General features: G+C 69.8%; 18 protein-coding genes and 1 tRNA gene. 12 read left to right on the top strand and 7 right to left on the bottom strand.

Translation table 11 applies throughout. From position 1 onward, the window contains the following. The first annotated feature begins 102 nt into the window (after positions 1–102). Entirely contained in the window at positions 103–882 is a 780-nt protein-coding gene (locus A3CQ_RS55725; RefSeq protein ID WP_020516582.1) for a PASTA domain-containing protein, read from the top strand. Here the strand turns inward: A3CQ_RS55725 and A3CQ_RS0139945 are convergent. After that, a complete protein-coding gene (locus A3CQ_RS0139945) occupies positions 879–1,175 on the bottom strand; it encodes a hypothetical protein (protein WP_026206737.1) in 297 nt (98 codons plus the stop codon). The genes A3CQ_RS55725 and A3CQ_RS0139945 overlap by 4 nt on opposite strands. 69 nt (positions 1,176–1,244) lie before the next feature. Here A3CQ_RS0139945 and A3CQ_RS63815 point away from each other — a divergent pair, with 69 nt between their 5' ends. From A3CQ_RS63815 to A3CQ_RS0139965, 4 genes are all read left to right on the top strand, one after another. After that, the gene (locus A3CQ_RS63815; protein WP_020516584.1) at positions 1,245–1,370 is read left to right on the top strand and encodes a hypothetical protein; all 126 of its coding nucleotides are present in this window, start codon (positions 1,245–1,247) and stop codon (positions 1,368–1,370) included. A gap of 170 nt (positions 1,371–1,540) precedes the next feature. Continuing rightward, positions 1,541–2,422, top strand: coding sequence for a helix-turn-helix domain-containing protein (locus tag A3CQ_RS0139955; RefSeq protein WP_026206738.1), 882 nt, complete (start codon positions 1,541–1,543; stop codon positions 2,420–2,422). Beyond that, on the top strand, positions 2,392–2,610 hold the full coding sequence (locus A3CQ_RS0139960; RefSeq protein ID WP_040433919.1) for a DUF397 domain-containing protein: 219 nt from the start codon (positions 2,392–2,394) through the stop codon (positions 2,608–2,610). Before A3CQ_RS0139955 ends, A3CQ_RS0139960 begins: the two co-directional genes overlap by 31 nt. Positions 2,611–2,776: 166 nt before the next feature. After that, the gene (locus A3CQ_RS0139965) at positions 2,777–3,226 is read left to right on the top strand and encodes a hypothetical protein (RefSeq protein ID WP_020516587.1); all 450 of its coding nucleotides are present in this window, start codon (positions 2,777–2,779) and stop codon (positions 3,224–3,226) included. Here the strand turns inward: A3CQ_RS0139965 and A3CQ_RS0139970 are convergent. The 3 genes from A3CQ_RS0139970 to A3CQ_RS0139980 form a co-directional block, all read right to left on the bottom strand. Next, positions 3,223–3,813 (bottom strand): hypothetical protein, encoded by a 591-nt coding sequence (locus A3CQ_RS0139970; protein WP_020516588.1) that lies wholly within the window; start codon positions 3,811–3,813, stop codon positions 3,223–3,225. The two genes, A3CQ_RS0139965 and A3CQ_RS0139970, sit on opposite strands and share 4 nt — an antisense overlap. An 84-nt stretch (positions 3,814–3,897) precedes the next feature. Beyond that, complete coding sequence (locus A3CQ_RS0139975; RefSeq protein WP_063713661.1) at positions 3,898–4,722, bottom strand: WecB/TagA/CpsF family glycosyltransferase; 825 nt, start codon at positions 4,720–4,722, stop codon at positions 3,898–3,900. A gap of 200 nt (positions 4,723–4,922) precedes the next feature. Next, positions 4,923–5,005 (bottom strand) — tRNA-Leu (locus tag A3CQ_RS0139980). 191 nt (positions 5,006–5,196) lie between these two features. Here A3CQ_RS0139980 and A3CQ_RS0139985 point away from each other — a divergent pair. From A3CQ_RS0139985 to pknB, 7 genes are all read left to right on the top strand, one after another. Beyond that, positions 5,197–5,991: an FHA domain-containing protein gene (locus A3CQ_RS0139985; protein ID WP_026206741.1), complete on the top strand. Its 795-nt coding sequence runs from the start codon at positions 5,197–5,199 to the stop codon at positions 5,989–5,991. A 5-nt stretch (positions 5,992–5,996) separates the two neighbouring features. Continuing rightward, positions 5,997–6,479, top strand: a complete 483-nt coding sequence (locus A3CQ_RS0139990; protein ID WP_020516591.1) for an FHA domain-containing protein FhaB/FipA — start codon at positions 5,997–5,999, stop codon at positions 6,477–6,479. After that, positions 6,476–7,855 carry a PP2C family protein-serine/threonine phosphatase gene (locus A3CQ_RS0139995; RefSeq protein ID WP_020516592.1) on the top strand — a complete coding sequence of 460 codons (1,380 nt, stop codon included), beginning with the start codon at positions 6,476–6,478 and terminating at the stop codon, positions 7,853–7,855. Before A3CQ_RS0139990 ends, A3CQ_RS0139995 begins: the two co-directional genes overlap by 4 nt. 76 nt (positions 7,856–7,931) lie before the next feature. Then, positions 7,932–9,389 (top strand): FtsW/RodA/SpoVE family cell cycle protein, encoded by a 1,458-nt coding sequence (locus tag A3CQ_RS0140000; RefSeq protein ID WP_211216770.1) that lies wholly within the window; start codon positions 7,932–7,934, stop codon positions 9,387–9,389. After that, complete coding sequence (locus A3CQ_RS0140005; RefSeq protein WP_026206743.1) at positions 9,386–10,882, top strand: peptidoglycan D,D-transpeptidase FtsI family protein; 1,497 nt, start codon at positions 9,386–9,388, stop codon at positions 10,880–10,882. Before A3CQ_RS0140000 ends, A3CQ_RS0140005 begins: the two co-directional genes overlap by 4 nt. After that, a complete protein-coding gene (locus tag A3CQ_RS0140010; protein WP_020516595.1) occupies positions 10,883–12,286 on the top strand; it encodes a serine/threonine-protein kinase in 1,404 nt (467 codons plus the stop codon). Further along, positions 12,283–14,118, top strand: a complete 1,836-nt coding sequence (gene pknB / locus A3CQ_RS0140015; protein WP_020516596.1) for a Stk1 family PASTA domain-containing Ser/Thr kinase — start codon at positions 12,283–12,285, stop codon at positions 14,116–14,118. Before A3CQ_RS0140010 ends, pknB begins: the two co-directional genes overlap by 4 nt. A 57-nt stretch (positions 14,119–14,175) precedes the next feature. Here the strand turns inward: pknB and A3CQ_RS0140020 are convergent, their stop codons facing one another. The 3 genes from A3CQ_RS0140020 to A3CQ_RS63335 all read right to left on the bottom strand — a co-directional run. Continuing rightward, on the bottom strand, positions 14,176–14,826 hold the full coding sequence (locus A3CQ_RS0140020) for an aminodeoxychorismate/anthranilate synthase component II (RefSeq protein ID WP_026206744.1): 651 nt from the start codon (positions 14,824–14,826) through the stop codon (positions 14,176–14,178). A 1-nt stretch (position 14,827) separates the two neighbouring features. Continuing rightward, on the bottom strand, positions 14,828–15,154 hold the full coding sequence (locus A3CQ_RS0140025) for a hypothetical protein (RefSeq protein ID WP_020516598.1): 327 nt from the start codon (positions 15,152–15,154) through the stop codon (positions 14,828–14,830). A gap of 5 nt (positions 15,155–15,159) precedes the next feature. After that, positions 15,160–17,620 (bottom strand): class E sortase (locus A3CQ_RS63335; protein WP_245577556.1); only part of this gene is annotated, 2,461 nt, incomplete at its 5' end.

The following is a 17,620-nucleotide window of genomic DNA, read 5'->3' on the forward strand; positions in this document are numbered from 1 at the left end:
TGCTAATCCATCGGCGGTTGTCTCATCGGGAGCGCCAGTTAACACGCGTCCCGCAAGATTGGATACGTTGACCCGGGCGGGTGACGACGCGGAGGAGCGGCCATGTCCGACGAGAGCGACGAGACGCGGAGCGTCCCGCCCGCCGGCGATGACACCGTTCCCCAGAAACGGCTCGACGACACCCTCGCCGACGACGCGACCCAGGTCTCGCCGTCGTCCTCGACGCCTTCGCCGTCGTCTCCCTCACCGTCGTCCTCGTCGTCGGAGGAGGACTGGTCGGTCTGGGCGGGTCGGGCATCCGTGCGGGCGCCTCGCCCAGGGCAGAGCATCTACGACACCGACTGGTCGGATGGTCCGGTGCCGCCGGTGACGGGCGAGCGTGACCGCTGGTGGTTGCCGATCGTCGTCGGGATCATCGTGCTGGTGCTGCTCGGCGTGCTGGCCTGGGCGATCTACCTCATCGTGCAGAACTCGGGCGACAACCCCAGCCCGGTGCCGACGACGCCGCCCACGGCGGTGGTCACGACGAACCCGCCGTCGCCCGCGCCGAGCGCCGCGGCCACGACCTCGACCGCGCCGTCGAGCGAGCCGACGACCGTTCCGACCACGACGGCCACGACCCAGGAGCCGACGGCCGCCGTGACCGTGCCGGCGCTGCGCGGGCTGCCGCTGGCGGAGGCGCGAGCCGCGCTGAACCGCACCGGCCTGCGGTACCGGGTGCTCTACCTGAACAGCACGGCGGCGCCCGGGACGGTGATCGACAGTGATCCGGCGGAGGGGCAGGAGGTACCACCGGACACGCGAGTCACCATCGTGGTCGCTCAGGAGGGTGCCGCCACCACCACGCCGACGGCGACGGTCACCACGACCGCGGGCGGCTAGCGGTTCGTGCGGGCGCGGGCCGGAATGGTGCCCGTGCCCAGGCCGGGCTGGCGACCGTTGCGGGCCCGCGGGTCGGGTGCCTTGCCGACCGCGCGCAGACCGCTGATCTGCACGAAGATGGAGCGTCTCTCCACCGCGTCGCCCGCGGTGTTGAGCTCGTAGCCGTCAAGCCAGATCCAGCCCTCGTACGTCGGCCAGTCGTGGACCCGGATGACGCGGAAGAGCATCGGCGCCGCGAATTGGACGCTCGCTGCCTTCGTCACGTGTATGACATCACCGGACCGAGGAAGCACGTCATCTCCTGCCCTTGACACGAAAGCACTTAGTGTGCCCGGTCCCGACGCCATTGCAAGCTCATGGCAATGCCAATCGCCAAATCGTTGCGGAACGTCACCGTCGCCGATCTGTCGAACGCCCTGGAGTGGATCAGTCCACCCTGGACGATCGGTTACCCGACCCCCCGCAAACGGCGCCGTTTCGGCGCGTAGAGCCGGACCCTCGGCCGCATCACCCGAAGGTGCGCAGTGACGCGAGCCATACGGAAAAGATTGCACCACGAGTCGTGTCGATGCAAGTTGCATGTACGTCTTCCGTGATTGTTGGTCTTGTCGGACGGGTTGTCTTGAACGATTAAATGATCGACAGAGAGACTGAAGAAGTGAATCAGCACCGGAGTCCCACCATTCGGCGGCGGCGTCTCGGGGTCGAGCTGCGCCGGCACCGCGAGGAGGCGGGCGTGACGATCGACGTCGTAGCGGACCGCCTTGGCTGTTCGACGTCCAAAGTGTCCAGGATTGAGACGGGACATACCAGTGCTTCACCCAGCGATGTACAGCACATATTGGACATATACGGCGTGGGTGAGTCGATTAAGGCCGAGCTCGTTCAAATTGCCCGGGAAGCCCGGCAAAAGGGATGGTGGCATCCATACTCCACGGTGCTGACCGGGGCGTACGTCGGGCTCGAGACGGCCGCCCGCTCCATCGTCGCGTACGAGCAGCATGTTGTTCCGGGATTGCTGCAGAGCGAAGAGTACGCAATTGCCCTAATTCGTGGTGCCCGTCTGGATGACACCGAGCAGGAAATCGAGCAGCGGGTCCGTGTCCGGATGCAAAGACAGGCGTTATTGATTCTGGACGATCCGATCGATCTTCGGGTGGTGCTCGATGAGGCGGTGCTGAGCCGGCCGGTCGGTGGTGACGCGGTCATGCGTGATCAATTGGCGAAATTGATCGAGACCGCCCGCCTGCCGAACGTCGCGTTGCAGATCTTGCCGTTTGCGGCCGGCGCCCATGCCGGCATGGATGGCTCGTTCGTGATTCTCGAGTTCGAAGAGGAGGGAGACGCGGATGTGGTGTTCATCGACAACGCGACCGGTGGACTGTTCCTGGAGAAGTCCGAGGAGCTCGGCAAGTACACGACCATCTTCGACAGCGTCCGGGCGACGGCCCTCCCTCCGGAGGAGTCCATCGAGATGATTGAAATGCTGGTAGAGGAGCCATTGTGGAAATCGAAGCGAAGGGTTTCCGGCTCGATCTGAGCCGGGCACAGTGGTTCAAGAGCACGCGTAGTGGTCCCAACTCCGACAACTGCGTCGAGGTCGCGTTCGTCGACGACGCCATCGCGGTCCGGGACTCGAAGAACCAGGACGGCGCCGTGCTGATCTTCACGGCCGCCGAATGGGACGCGTTCGTGGGCGGCGCCAAGGACGGCGAGTTCGACCTCTGACCTCGCGATTTGCCGCATAGCGGCCGGCCTGCCCGCCCCGCGCGGGCGGGCCGGCCGTAGTCATTTTCCTGCTCGCCTCGTTGAAGAGGGCACAACCGCGGCCCGGTCCGCGCCCACGGCCGGGACGCTGTGCCATTCCACGAGGCGAGCGAGGCAAGGCAGACATATGAGTATTGGTTCCGAAAACCTCAGCAACGGCTCCGCGACGGCGCAGGACCGGTTCAGCGGCGGGGTGAGCGCGTACCGGCAGAACCGGCGCGACTCCGCGATGTCCGGCGAGTCCGGCGAGACCGAGCTGATGTCGCGGGCCGGCAGCTCCGGGCTTCCCACCCGATCGCCGGGCCGGTCGCACAGCATCGAGCCGACCAGCGCGCTCGACCGGGCGCCCAAGCTGCCCTCTCTCGACCTGCAGGGCCTGAGCGAGCCGGTCTTTCCCTCGTCGGGCTGGCCGGACTCGGGCTCGCAGTCGATGGCCGACCACCCGCTGCTGCGCGGGCTGCTCCTGGAACTGCCGGCGCGCGGGTCGCTGCCGCCGTCGGACTGGCTGGACCGCTGGTTCGAGGCGGCCCGCTCGATCCTCGAGCTGCTCTACGTGCAGGAAGCCAAGAAGAACTAGTCGACCGGGACACGCGGGCGGCTGCGGCCGATCGGCGCCAGCGCCAGCAGGCTCAGGCGGCTGTGCCGCACCGCGGCGCGCACGCCGATCACCACCACGGCCGCACCCATCACGGTGGTCGCTATGCCGGCCACATCGGCGCCCGGCACCTCCACGAGGCGGGCCGCGATCGGTAGCCCCACCAGCGCGGCCAGACCGGTGACCTGCATCGGCACGAGGATCAGCGGGTGTGCGGCCGCCGCTCGCAGGGCCGGCGGAACGGGCGTCTGCGGCGCGGACGCGAACGCCCCTGCCCCGCGCCGCACCTGACCGAGACGGCGTACGCCGAGAGTCAGCACGATCAGCCCCGGCACCGCCGGCAACAGGGTCGCGGTCGGCGCGGTCGACTCGCCCGGCACGAACCACGTCACCAGGGGCACTGCCACGAACACGGCCGCCCCCGCGGCGACCAGTGCGCTCAGCACACCCGACTTGCGTCTCAGCTCGCGCGCCGTTCGCACGCCAGGCAGCCCGTCGGCGACCAGTCCGGCCGCAAGCCAGGCCGCGGCGAGCGCGCCGGCGAGGATAAGGTCCGCTGCGATGTCCACATCGACAGCCTTCACCTGCGCATGAATTACCGAAACCGGGTTATCTCCGGACTCACAGTCAGGGTGCGACCCTTAGTGGTCCGGTCAGACGGCGAAGCTCTCCACCGGATCCGTGGCCGGCGGGGGCGGGGTCGCCTTCCACAGCCGGGTCTTCTGCAGCGCGAAACGGGTCACGTAGGCCGGGTTGAGCAGCACATACCGCTTCCAGAGCCGCTTCGGCTCGAGCCCGAGGCGCCACAGCCACTCGAGCGCGTACTTCTGCATCCAGGCGGGCGGGTTCTTCAGCAGGCCCGCGTGATAGTCGAACGCAGCCCCGACGGCGAGCAGTGGCATGTCAAGAAGCGGACGCATCGCGTACGTGAACACTTCCTGTCGCGGGCACCCCAGACCGACCAGAACGATCCGTGCGCCCGACGCCTTGATCCGCTCGGCGATCTCCGCCGGCTCCCCGGGTTTCGACGCCCGGAACTTCGACGCCTCGACCCCGGCGATCTTCAGCGCCGGGAACATCTCCTCGAGCGCCGGCACGAGCCGAGCAAGTGTCGGCTCGGTGGACCCGTACAGATAGATAGGAAGGCCTTCGGCCGCGGCCGCCTCGACCACCTTGAGCGTCAATGTCGGACCATAGACCCGATCCGTCAGCCCTGCCTTGTAAAGCAGGTTGAGCGCCATCCGCACAGGCTGACCATCCGGCGTAACGAGATCAAACGAGTTCAGCCGCGCGCCGTGCGCCCGATCCTGAACCCCCGTCATGACCCCATGCACGGCCAGAGCGGTAACGGCATACCCCCGCCGCTCCCGAGCCGCCTGCATGATCCGCTCCGTGGCGTCCCGGTAATCGGTCACATCGACCAAAACACCCAAAACGCTACGCTTACCCTGCACAACCCCGGCCCGCGCGACGGTCACAACACGACACTCCAGTTCCGAAGCGGAAAAAACCAGCGCCGAGCATAGCCCGCACGCGACACTTCACCCGATCGGCCGTACTTGTTAGGGAAGCGTGACCAACACGCACCGTGGGGTTTCAGGGGGCTCGGCCCCCTGGGCCGGCATGACCGAGGGCCCCGGTTCGCGCATTCCGCGAATAAGGGGCCCTTAGCACTCGGTGGGGATGGGGGGAGTTGAACCCCCACGTCCTTTCGGACACACGGACCTGAACCGTGCGCGTCTGCCATTCCGCCACATCCCCGTGGCAAGCTGACCGCAGGGCCAACTTTTTGTTACTGGCTGCGACAGACTACGCTGTCGCACGTCACCAAGCGAGTTGTTAACCCCCGCGACGCCAGGGAAGACTAGCACGGCGTCAACGGGGGTCATACGAGGGTCAGAAGTGCCGGCAGCTGCGAGCTAAAGATGCGCGAGCGGCGGCCGGATACCATCATGTCCTCGGAAGCCGAGGAGGAGCCGGTGAGCGTGCTGCAGCGCTTTGAGAAGCGATTGGAAGGCCTGGTCGAGGGGGCCTTCGCCAAGGTGTTCAAGGGTGTCGTGCACCCTGTGGAGATTCTGAATGCCATGCAGCGGGAGGCCGAGGCGCACAAGGCCATCCTTGCCGGTGGCCGCACCCTGGTGCCGAACCGCTACGTGATCGACCTCTCACCTTATGACCACAGCCGGCTGGCGCCGTATGCCGCCGCGCTCGCCCAGGAGCTCGCGCAGTCGCAGGCCGAGTTCATCGGTGAGCAGGCGTGGACGGTCTACGGTGACGTGATCGTCGAGATCGAGCGGGGTGAGGGCCTGGACACGGGCATGTTCCGGGTGACCGCCGAGGTGTACACGGGTGGTGAGGTCGCCCCGGTGCAGCAGCCCGCGTACGACGCCGGCCCGCAGTACCCGCCGTACGAGCAGCAACAGCAGCATCACGGCGGCTACCCGCCGCACGGCGCTCCGAACGGCCGCAGTGTGGGCCTGGTCTCGGGCGACGGCCGGACGTACCCGTTGCAGATGGGCTCGACCGTGATCGGCCGCGGCGACCAGGCGAACCTTCGCCTGCCCGACGTCGGCATCTCGCGGCGCCACGCCCGTCTGGACTACGACGGCAACCAGGTCGTGCTGACCGACCTGGGCTCGACCAACGGCACGATGGTGAACGGCCAGCGGGTGTCCGCCGTGGCGCTCAACCCCGGCGACATGATCCAGCTGGGCACCACCACGCTGACGTTCCGAGTGGACGGCTAGGCACCTTGCCCGAATTCGTCCTCACCGTCGCCCGGTTCGGCTTCCTCATCCTCTTGTGGATCTTCGTGTTCACGGTGGTGGGAGTGATCCGACGGGATCTCTTCGCTGGGGTCCGGTCCAAGAGCATCGTCGCCAGCCCTCGGGGGGTGGGTGGCGCGATGCCTCCGGGCCGGCCGGCGAAGGTGAAGCGCGGTAAGGCCGCACGGCAACTCGTGGTCACGGCCGGCCAGTTGGCCGGCACGCGTATCACGTTGGGTGACATTCCGATCACCATCGGTCGGGCGGAGGACTCCACGCTCGTCATCACGGACGACTTCGCCTCGGCCCGGCATGCCCGGCTCGTGCCGCGTGACGGTCAGTGGTTCGTCGAGGATCTTGGCTCGACGAACGGTACTTACCTCGATCGCGGTAAGGTCTCCGGACCTACTCCCGTCCCCCTTGGCGTTCCGATCCGCATCGGGCGCACATCTCTCGAGTTACGGCCATGACGCTGACCCTTCGCTATGCCGCTCAGAGCGACCGCGGTCTGATCAGAGACCTCAACCAGGACTCCGTCTACGCCGGGCCGCGACTGCTTGCTGTCGCGGACGGCATGGGCGGTATGGCGGCCGGTGACGTCGCTTCCAATATCGTCATCGCCGCGATGGCACCGCTCGACGAGGACGTCCCGGGGGATGCCCTCGTGGACGCGCTGCGCCATGCGGTCGGCCAGGCCAACCAGCATCTGCGTGACACCGTCGACGCGAACCCGCAGTTGGAGGGAATGGGCACCACGCTGACCGCGGTGCTCTTCTCCGGCAGCAAGTTCGGCATGGTGCACATCGGCGACAGCCGGGCGTACCTCCTTCGCCGGAACGAGTTCGCGCAGATCACCAAGGACGACACCTACGTTCAGATGCTCGTCGACGAGGGCCGTGTCAGCCCGGAGGAGGCGAGCAGCCACCCGCAGCGGTCGCTGCTGACCCGCGCGCTGGACGGGCGGGACATCGACCCCGAGTACTCGGTGCGCCAGGTGCTCGCCGGCGACCGCTACCTGATCTGCAGCGACGGCCTCTCCGGCGTGGTGAGCGCTGAGACGATCGAGCAGGCCATGCGGGAGATCACCGACCCGCAGGCGTGCGTCGAGCGGCTCGTGCAGCTCGCGCTGCGCGGCGGCGGCCCCGACAACATCACCGTCGTGATCGCGGACGCTATCGACACCGACATCATGGAGCAGGCGCCGATCGTGGGTGGCGCGGCCGCCATCGACCGGGGCAACACCACGGTGGCGGACGCCTCGACCTCGGCGGCCCGCGCGGCGGCCCTGCAGGCCCCGCGCCCGGCACAGCCGGTGCAGGTGGAGACCGACGGGTACGACCGGGACCAGGAGCCCAAGGGCCACCCGGTGCGTACCAGCCTGCTCGTGCTCGTGCTGCTCGCGGTTCTCGGCGGTGGACTCTGGCTGGGCTACCGCTACACGCAGGACCAGTACTACGTGGGTGCGACCGACGCCGGCCAGATCGCGATCTTCCGTGGTGTGCCGGGGCAGATCGCGGGCCTCGACCTGTCCAGCGTGAACGAGACCAGCCCGGCCCGGCTGCAGGACCTGACGGCCGTCGCGCAGGAGCGCGTGAAGCAGGGAATACACGCGCAGAGCCGGTCGGAGGCGGTGCAGACGCTCTCCGAGCTCACCGACGACAACCCGTCCAACCCGAACCTCAAGCCGCTGTGCTCGGTGCCGTCGGCCACGCCGACCGCCCCGGCGGCTCCGAACGCCACGACCACGTCGGCGGCGCCCACCACGCTTGCTGGGACGCCGTCGGTTCAGGCCTCCGAGAGCGCCCCTTCCGCGGACGATGCGGACGGGTGCCGGACCGTCAACTGACCATCGCTCGACAACGTCTGGGGATGTCTTGACCGCGCCCGCCGTACCGGCCCCTTCGCCCGCCTCCACGGGTGAGATGTCGCGTATCCCGGGAATGAAGACCCATCGCAACGCCGAACTGGGTCTGCTCGCGTTCTCGATGACCCTGGTGGCGATCTACGCCGCGACCGTCGAGGCGAACCAGTTCGACACGATCCACAGCACCTTCTGGATCCCGGCGGCCCTGCTCGCCGCGCTCTTCCTCGGCCTGCACTTCGTGGTGCGCTTCACGGCCCCCTACGCGGATCCGGTGCTCATCCCGGCGGTGGCGCTGATCAACGGGCTCGGCGTGAGCTTCCTGCGCCGGCTGGACATCGCTCGGGCGATCTCGAACAAGGAGCCGATCCCCGGGGTGTTCGCCGGCACCGGCGGGCGGCAGCTCGCGTGGACGCTCGCCGCGCTGATCCTGGCCGCGATCCTGCTGCTGGTGGTGCGCGATCACAAAGTGGTCTCGCGGTACGCGTACACGCTGGGCCTGGTCGGCATCGTGCTCGTGATGATCCCGGCGGTGCTGCCGAGCAGCCTCTCCGAGGTCAACGGGGCCAAGCTGTGGATCAAGCTGGGCGCGTTCTCGATCCAGCCGGGTGAGTTCGCGAAGCTAGCGCTGGTCTCCTTCTTCGCCTACTACCTGGTGCGCAAGCGCGAGGTGCTCTCCCTGGCCAGCCGGCGCTTCCTCGGCATCGACTTCCCGCGCGGCCGCGACCTCGGCCCGGTCGTCACGGTCTGGCTGCTCAGCCTCCTGGTCCTGGTCTTCGAGAAGGACCTGGGCACCGCGCTGCTGTACTTCGGCCTGTTCGTGGTGACGCTGTACGTCGCGACCGAGCGCGCCAGCTGGCTGATCATCGGCCTGCTGCTGTTCTTCGGCGGCGTCTACACCGCCTATCTGCTCGGCGCCTCGGTCGGCGGCCCGTTCGCCAACTTCTACGACCGCGCGACGATCTGGCTCGACCCGTTCGCGCAGGCCAACTACGACAAGGCCGGCGGCAGCTACCAGCTGGTGCAGGGGTTGCTCGCGCTGGGCACCGGCGGGTTGTTCGGCTCCGGGCCGGGCGCCGGCTCACCGGGCTTCGTACCCGAGGTCCGCACCGACTTCATCTTCGCCGGCATGGGCGAGGAGATCGGGCTGTTCGGCCTGGCCGCGCTGCTGGTCTGCTACCTGCTGATCGTCGAGCGCGGCCTGCGCGCCGCCCTCGGCGTCCGCGACTCGTTCGGCAAGCTCGTCGCCGGCGGCCTCGCGTTCACCCTCGGCTTGCAGGTCTTCGTCATCCTTGGTGGCATCACCGGACTGATTCCGCTCACGGGCCAGACCACGCCGTTCCTCTCGGCGGGTGGCTCCTCCCTGATGGCGAACTGGCTACTGATCGCGATGCTCCTGCGGATCTCCAACGCCGCGCGCGGCCCGGCCAACAGCGGCGGCAGCTCCGACCGCCCGGGCGGACCGAAGAAAGCACCCACCCAGCTGCACGGCGCCATGACGGAGGTGATCAAGCCGTGAATGCTCCCCTGCGACGGGCCGGCGTGGTCATCCTCGTCCTGTTCGGCCTGCTCTTCGCGAACCTCAACTGGGTTCAGGCGTACAAGGCGGACGACTATCGCACCAGCGACTACAACCGCCGGGTCGTGGTCGCCCAGTACGAGCGCCCGCGTGGCGTGATCGAGGCGGACGGCAAGGGCCTCGCCGAGAACAAGGCCACCGACGACACGCTGAAGTACCTACGCGTCTACCCGAAGAACGAGATCTACGCGCCGGTGATCGGGTACCGCCCGGTCAGCCTCGGCGCCACCGGCATCGAGAACAGCGAGAACGACTTCCTCTCCGGGGAGAGCGACACGCTCTTCGCCGACCGGGTGAAGGACATGTTCACCGGCAACAACACCGGTGGCGGCAACGTCGTGCTGTCGCTGAGCACCAAGGCGCAGGAGACCGCCTGGAAAGAGCTCACCAACAACGAGCGCGGCGTGACCAAGGGCGCGGCGGTCGCGATCGACCCCCGTACCGGCGCGATCCAGGCCATGGTCTCGATGCCCAGCTACAACCCGAACCCGCTGGTCAGCCACGACGAGAAGGCAGCCGCGGCGGCGTACAACAAGCTGGTCAAGGACGATTCCCAGCCGCTGCTGAACCGGGCCACGCAGGAGACGCTTCCGCCCGGCTCGACCTTCAAGGTGATCGACTCGGCGGCGGCGCTCTCCAGTGGCTACACGCCGGAGACCGAGATCCCGGCCGGCAGCACCTACAAGGAGAGCGGCGCGGTCATCCACAACGCCGAGGACGAGGTCTGCCCGGGCAGCCAGGTCACGCTGAAGGAGGCGCTGACCGAGAGCTGCAACACCGGTTTCGCGAAACTCGGCGTCAAGCTGGGCCGCGACAAGATCGTGGGGATGGCGAAGGCGTTCGGGTTCGAGGACGAGAAGCTGACGATCGGCAACCTGAAGGAGAACCGGGGCCTGCCGGTGGCGGCGAGCCGCACCGGCGCGATCGCGAACCCGGACGGCAGCGTCGACAAGGGCGCCCTGGCGCAGTCCTCGATCGGCCAGCGCGACGTGCGGATGACGCCGGTGCAGGGCGCGCTGATGGCGGCCACGGTCGCCAACGGCGGCAAGCAGATGCGCCCCTACCTGGTGCAGAAGCTGCTCGGCCCGGACCGGCGGACGATCTACAGCGCCGACCCCGCCACCCTGCGTACGCCGATCTCGGAGAGTGTCGCGAGCGACCTCAAGGGCATGATGATCAGCGTCGTCGAGAACGGCACCGGCAAGAAGGCCAAGATCAGCGGCTTCGACGTCGGCGGCAAGACCGGTACGGCGCAGAACGCGGTCGGCGCCGACCCGCACGGCTGGTTCATCGGCTTCGCCTTCAACAGCAAGGGTGAGCCGGTCTCCGCGGTCTGCGTCATGCTGGAGAACGTGCCCGGCGGCCACGCCAGCGCCGAGGCGGCCCGGATCGCCGGGCTCATCATGAAGGCCGCGGCCGGGGGAGGGGACTGAATGATCAGCCCTGGGGTGACCCTCGGCGGCCGCTACCGCCTCGACGAACGGATCGCCGGCGGCGGGATGGGCGACGTGTGGCGCGGCACCGACGAGGTGCTGGGCCGGACCGTTGCCGTCAAGATCCTGCTCCCGGCTCTGCTGGACGAGCCGGGCTTCGCCGAGCGGTTCCGCGGCGAGGCGCGCACCATGGCCACGATCAATCACCCCGGGGTCGTCGACGTCTACGACTACGGCAGTGACCAGCAGCTCGCGTTCCTGGTCATGGAGTACGTCGAGGGCGACGCTCTCTCCCGCACGCTGAGCCGGGTGGGCCGGCTCACACCGGCGCGGACCATGGCGCTGGTCGCGCAGGCGGCCGACGCCCTGCAGGCGGCGCACGCGAACGGCATCGTCCACCGCGATGTCAAACCCGGCAATCTTCTCGTACGCCCCAACGGCACGCTCGTGCTGACCGACTTCGGCATCGCCCGCTCGGCGCTCGTCGGCCAGCTCACGGTGGCCGGCTCGGTGCTCGGCACCGCCTCGTACATCTCCCCCGAGCAGGCCTCGGGCGAGGGCGCCACGCCGGCGTCCGACGTGTACGCGCTCGGCGTCGTCGCCTACCAGTGCCTCTCCGGCCACCGGCCGTTCGACGGCGCCACGCCGATCGAGATCGCGATGAAGCACGTCCGGGAGACCCCCCGGCCGCTGCCCGCCGACATCCCGCCGCCGGTACGCGCCATCGTGGAGCGTGCCCTCGCGAAGAACCCGGGCGACCGCTGGCCGTCCGCCTCGACGATGGCCGCGGTGGCCCGGCAGGCCGCGTCGGCGCTGGCCACGACCGCGCAGCAGCCCGCCGGACAGGCCGCGCGCACGGCGGGACCGGTCAGCCCGGCCGCACAGCCGCACGCGGGCAGCGCCGCCCCGATCGCCCCGGCCTCGCCGATGGCCGGCAGCGCCCGTCCGCCGTACCCGCCGGTGCCCCGGCCCATCTCGGGCGCCCGCGGCGCCGCCTCGGTACCGTCGGGCCCGCCCGGCTCCGTACCCTCGGGCCCGCCCGGCTCGGTACCCTCGGGACCACCCGGCAATCCGCCGGTCCAGCCGTACCGACCGACGTACGCGCCGGGTCAGCCCATCTCGACCGCCAAGCCGGAAAGCTCGGCCGGCCGCCAGGTGCTGATCGTCCTGGCCGTCGTTCTCGCGCTGTTGGTCCTGCTCTGTGCCGGGGTCATCTCGTTCCTCATCAAGCAGGGCAGGCAGAACAACGGCAACAGCAACGCGCTGAGCGGCCGACCCGCCATGGAGGTCGTCCACACGGGCACCGCCGACAGTGAACCGTTGGCGGCGTCGTACCGTCTAACCAGACAGGCGGGCGTCAACCCCGGCTGGAACCGAGCTAACGAAGGACGACAGACGCTATGACGGCGCAGGCCCGCCTGCTCGGTGGCAGGTATCAGGTCGGCGAGCTATTGGGCTACGGCGGTATGGCCGAGGTGCACCGGGGGCGCGACCTCCGGCTCGGCCGCGACGTGGCCATCAAAATGCTGCGCACCGACCTGGCCCGCGACGCCACGTTCCAGGAGCGGTTCCGGCGCGAGGCGCAGAACTCCGCGGCCCTCAACCACCCCGCGATCGTCGCCGTCTACGACACCGGCGAAGAGATGTCCGCGACCGGCGAGAAACTGCCGTTCATCGTCATGGAGTTCGTCAACGGGCGGACTCTCAAGGAGGTTCTCGCGCAGGAGCAGCGGCTGCAGCCGCGCCGGGCGCTCGAGATCATCGCCGACATCGACGCCGCGCTGGAGTTCAGCCACCGGCACGGGATCATCCACCGGGACATCAAGCCCGGCAACGTGATGATCACGCAGAACGGCCAGGTCAAGGTCATGGACTTCGGCATCGCCCGGGCACTGGCCAGCGGCGCCACGACGATGACGCAGACCAGCGCCGTGATCGGTACCGCGCAGTACCTCTCACCCGAGCAGGCCCGCGGCGAGGCCGTCGACGCCCGCTCCGATGTGTACGCGGCCGGCTGTGTCCTCTTCGAGCTCCTCGTGGGCCACCCGCCGTTCGTCGGCGACAGCCCGGTCAGCGTGGCGTACCAGCACGTGCGGGAGGACCCGAAGGCACCCAGCGACGTCAACCCCGAGGTGCCGCGCGACGTCGACGCGATCGTGCTCAAGGCGCTGGCCAAGAACCCGATGAACCGGTACCAGAGCGCCCAGGAGATGCGGGCCGACGCGCTGCGCGCCGTTTCGGGCCGCCCGGTGCTGGCCACCCCGGTGATGAGTCAGGCCGAGACGATGGCCCTGGGGAACCAGCAGGCCACCCGGTACATGCAGCCGCAGGCCGCCACCACGATGCAGCGACCGATCGGCGGTGGCCCGCCGCGGCCGCCGGAGCGGCGCAACTCGTCCTGGGTGATGGCCGTGCTGGCCGGACTGGGCGTGCTGGTCGTGGTCGTCCTCGGCGTCGCGCTGGCCATGTCGCGGAACGGCAACAAACCCACCGACGGCGGGACGCAGCAGGCCGCGACGGCGGTGATGCCCAACATCAAGGGCAAGACCGACGCGGAGGCCCGGGCGGCGCTCACCGCGCAGAAGTTCACGAACATCACGCCCGAGCAGCCGAAAACGGACAAGGACTGCGACGGCACGGTGGTCAACCAGGACCCGCAGGCGAACGCCACGGTCCCGGTGGACAGTCCGGTGTCGTACCAGCTGTGCGTGAAGCCGGACAAGGTGCCGGTGCCCGACAACCTGGTCGGCAACACCAAGGACAACGTCGACTCGATCCTGAAGAACCTCGGCCTCAACCCGGATTACAGGGAAGTCAGCAGCGCCCAGCCGGCCGGCACGGTCACCGATGTGAAGCAGGGCGGCCAAAGCGTCGACCCCGGCTCCACTGTCAACGTGAGCGTCTCCAAGGGCAACCGGGTGAAGATGCCGAAGGTCACCGGCCAGACCGAGGACGTCGCCACGGCCCTGCTCGAGCAGGCCGGCCCGTTCAACGTCGACCAGCAGACCGTTCCGGTCACCGATCCGGCGCAGGTCGGCATCGTCCAATCGCAGAACCCGAAACCCGGCGCCACGGTCGAAAAGGGCGACAAGGTCACGATCGTGATCGGGGTCGACGCGGGCAACCCGAGCGGCAACCCGACGCCGACCGACACGGGCACGCCCGGTGGCAACGGCGGTGGCACGGGCGGCGGTCAGGTGGTCGACCAGGCCGCGGCGATCATCCGCCAGGACTGACAACCGGCCGGTCGGCCGCGACAGCGGTCGGCCGCACCGGGGCTACGCCCGGGCCGCTCAGACGGTCGCGAACGCCGCTTTCCGCCGGGACTCGACCTCGGCGGCCAGCGGCGGCGCCTTTTCCAGCGCCGAGGGCAGGCCGCAGGCGGCGAGCCAGTTCGCCAGCATGGTGTGGCCGCCCTCGGTGAGCACCGATTCGGGGTGGAACTGCACGCCCTCGATCGGCAGCGTGCGGTGACGCATGGCCATCACGACGCCCGACTCGGTCCGGCCGGTCACTTCGATCTCGTCGGGCAGCGTCTCGGGCAGCACGGCCAGCGAGTGGTAGCGGGTCGCGGTGAACGGGTCGGGCAGGCCGGTCAGGACGCCCACACCCGTGTGGTGGACCTCGGACGTCTTGCCGTGCAGCAGTTCGGGCGCGCGGGTCACCGTGGCGCCGAATGCCGCCCCGATCGCCTGATGACCGAGACACACTCCGAACATCGGGAGCTTTCCGGCGTACGCGCGAATTGTCTCCATCATGATGCCGGCGCGGTCCGGTGAGCCCGGCCCCGGCGAAAGAAGGATGCCGGCCGCGCCGAAGGTGCCGACCTCGGCCACGCTGATCTCGTCGTTGCGCCGCACCTCGCAGTCGGCGCCGAGCTGGCCCAGGTACTGCACCAGGTTGAAGACGAACGAGTCGTAGTTGTCGATCACGAGGATGCGCACGTCAGTCACCTGGGAGAACGACGGAGGACGAGGACTTGGTCTTCTTCGGCGTCGCGGACGTCGAGGGGTGCGGTGCGTTCGACTCGGTGCTGTACGGGATCGCGTCGGGACCGTCGGTCGAGTCGGAGGTGACCGCGTTCGGGTCCTCCTGGGCCGGGCCCTGCTCGGTGCCCGCGCCGACCTGCACATCGTCGAAGGGCAGCAGCGGGGTCGCCCACGGGAAGATCACGTACCAGAGGAGCGCGGTGGTGGCCACGGCCAGGCCGATCGAGCCGGTCAGCTTGCCCCAGAGGCCGAACGGGAGCTTGCGCCAGATCCAGGCGTACATCGCGCCTACGCCTTCGTCTTCATCTCGGCCGGCATGCCGGCGTCGGGCAGGGACTGGTTGCGCGGCACCTTCGACGCGAGCTCGGCGTGCACGATCAGGCGCTGGTAGTTGTTGAACTTCGGGTTGCACGTGGTCAGCGTGAGCAGCGCCTTCGTCGGCCTGACGCCGGGCTTGTCGGGCACGGGGGCGACCACCTGGACGGCGCTCGGCACCACGACCTCGTGGCCGTAGACCTTGTAGACGTACCAGAAGTCGCGGGTCTCGACGCCGATCACGTCGCCGGGCTTGAGCTCGTCGAGCCGCCAGAAGATCTTGCGGATCCGGTGGCCGGCGACCGAGAAGTTGCCGACCTGGCCGGGCATCGCGGTGTCCGGGTAGTGGCCGGGTGCGTACTTGATGTCCTGCGGGCGGACACCGTTGACGACCACCCACTCCTTGTCGAGTTTCGGGATGTAGAGCCGGCCGACGAGGCTCTCGCCGGGCGCGGCCGGACCCTGGGGCGCCGCGCTCGGCCCGACCGTCGGGTCGTTCCACTCCTGGTTGAGCTCGTCGGTGAGCGCGTTCTGCTCGTCCTGCACCTTCGCCGAGTTGCCGAACACCTCGTAGCCCGCGAACAGCAGGATGATCAGCCCGAAGGTGATCATCAGCTCGCCGGAGACCCGGATGCCGGCCCTGATCCGCGAGCCGATCGTCGGGCGGGTGAGCTCCGAATAGACGCTCTTGTATCCCTCATCGGTCTGCTCGGGGCGTAGTTTGACCACTCGTTCGCCGCGTTTTGCCTGCACGTCATCGACCTCCTCCGTGGGGGGAGGGGTCGGATCCGGTCCGCCTGGGCGTACCGGAGGTGCGGGTGCCGCGCCGAGGGCGGCGTCCGGGTCGGCGCCGGCCTTGGCGGCCTTAGCCGCCAGACCAGGAACCGCGGACATGAGTGCGGTGGGGGCTTTGACCGCGGGTGGCGGCGCGGTGGTGGGTTGCGCTGCTTTCAGTGCCGGGAGTACGCCGGTGGGCGCGTCCGGAGTGCGAATGACCGCCGTCTCGTTCGGGTCCTGGCGCGCGGAGGGAAAGCCGGGGCCCGGGGTTTGGGGGTAAGGGCCGGCCGGACTGCCGGGGCGATTGCTCGTCGGGGTGGCCGCGGCTGCGGACGGATACGGGCTCGTCGGGGCGGCCGGGTTGCCGGGGTAGGGGCTCGTCGGGGCGGCCGCACCGCCTGGGTATGGGCTGGTGGGTGCGGCCGGGTAGCCGTTCTGGTCGCGTGGCGGGGGCGGAAGCGCCGCGGCTGGCTGTTGCGGCGAGCGCGGGTCGTGGCCGTTGGTCGGGTAGCCGTTCATCGCGCGGGCGGTGCTTTCCCGGCGGACGGGCTCGAGCGGCGCGAACGAGGCCAGACGCTGCTGGGTGGGTTCCTGGGCGGCCCGTGCGGCTACCGGCTCTTGGGGCCATGCGGCCACCGGCTCCTGGGGGCGGGCGACGAGCGGCTCTTGGCTCCTTGCGGCTACGGGCTCTTGGGTCCTGGCGGCAAGCGGCTCCTGGGCCCGGGCCATCGCGGGCTCCGGGGCTCGGCCGGCCGCGGCCTCTGGGGCCTGCGCGGCCGCGGGCTCTGCGTGGCCGGCCGCCGCGAAGAAGTCGAACGAGACGTTGGCGGGCGCGGCCGGGGCCGGCTGCTCCGGAGTGCGGCTGCGGGCCGCCACGGCGGCCGCGTGGATCTCGTCGGCCGGAGGGCGCGAGAGATTGTCGCTGGCGGCCGCGATGCGTCGCTGGGCGGCCGCGTCCGTGCCGATCACGGCGGTCTCGGCGGCCGAGGGTCGCGCGGGCACCGGGGTCGCCGGCATCGCCGTTGCCGGTGGCGGTGAGGCGGGCGCGGACGCGGGCCGTTGAGGCTGCTGCTGGGCAGGCCGCGCCGCCTGCTGCGGTGGCCCGGCCTGGGCTCGCGTGGGCGGCAGCGGCTGGGTCTGGTCCTGCGGCGGCGGGCCGGGCTGGGCCTGAGCCCGCTGCGGCGGCAAGGCCTGGGCCTGCGGCGGCAGAGGGTGGGCCTGGGCCAGCGTGCCGTCCTGGGCCCGCGGCGCCGAGGGCTGGGCCTGGGTCTGGGCCAGCGGGCTCGCCTGGGCCTGGGACCGGGGCGGCAGCGGCTGGGCCTGGGCTGGTGGGCCGGTCTGGGCCTGCACCGGCGGGACCTGAGCCGGTGGACTCGCCTGGGCTTGCGCCCGGGGCGGCCGAGGCTGGGCCTGGGCTGGTGGGCCGGCCTGGGCCTGCACCGTCGGGATCTGAGCCGGTGGACTCGCCTGGGCTTGCGCCCGGGGCGGCAGAGGCTGGGCCGGTGGGCTGACCTGGGCTCGCGGGGGCAGGGGCTGGGCCTGGGCTGGTGGGCCGGCCTGGGTCTGGGCGCGCGGCGGCAGGGGCTGGGTCTGGTCCTGCGACGGTGGTGTGGGGCGGGCTTGGGTCTGCGGCGGTGGTGTGGGGCGTCCCTGGGCC

The sequence above is a fragment of the Paractinoplanes globisporus DSM 43857 genome (assembly GCF_000379645.1).
Lineage (GTDB): Bacteria > Actinomycetota > Actinomycetes > Mycobacteriales > Micromonosporaceae > Actinoplanes > Actinoplanes globisporus.

Excerpts from the sequence above, each read along its gene's own strand:
- A3CQ_RS55725 (WP_020516582.1), top strand. The coding sequence starts at position 103 with ATGTCCGACGAGAGCGACGAGACGCGGAGCGTCCCGCCCGCCGGCGAT.
- A3CQ_RS63815 (WP_020516584.1), top strand. The coding sequence starts at position 1,245 with ATGCCAATCGCCAAATCGTTGCGGAACGTCACCGTCGCCGATCTGTCG.
- A3CQ_RS0139965 (WP_020516587.1), top strand. The coding sequence starts at position 2,777 with ATGAGTATTGGTTCCGAAAACCTCAGCAACGGCTCCGCGACGGCGCAG.
- A3CQ_RS0139985 (WP_026206741.1), top strand. The coding sequence starts at position 5,197 with ATGTCCTCGGAAGCCGAGGAGGAGCCGGTGAGCGTGCTGCAGCGCTTT.
- A3CQ_RS0139995 (WP_020516592.1), top strand. The coding sequence starts at position 6,476 with ATGACGCTGACCCTTCGCTATGCCGCTCAGAGCGACCGCGGTCTGATC.
- A3CQ_RS0140000 (WP_211216770.1), top strand. The coding sequence starts at position 7,932 with ATGTCGCGTATCCCGGGAATGAAGACCCATCGCAACGCCGAACTGGGT.
- A3CQ_RS0140010 (WP_020516595.1), top strand. The coding sequence starts at position 10,883 with ATGATCAGCCCTGGGGTGACCCTCGGCGGCCGCTACCGCCTCGACGAA.
- pknB (WP_020516596.1), top strand. The coding sequence starts at position 12,283 with ATGACGGCGCAGGCCCGCCTGCTCGGTGGCAGGTATCAGGTCGGCGAG.
- A3CQ_RS0140025 (WP_020516598.1), bottom strand. The coding sequence starts at position 15,154 with ATGTACGCCTGGATCTGGCGCAAGCTCCCGTTCGGCCTCTGGGGCAAG.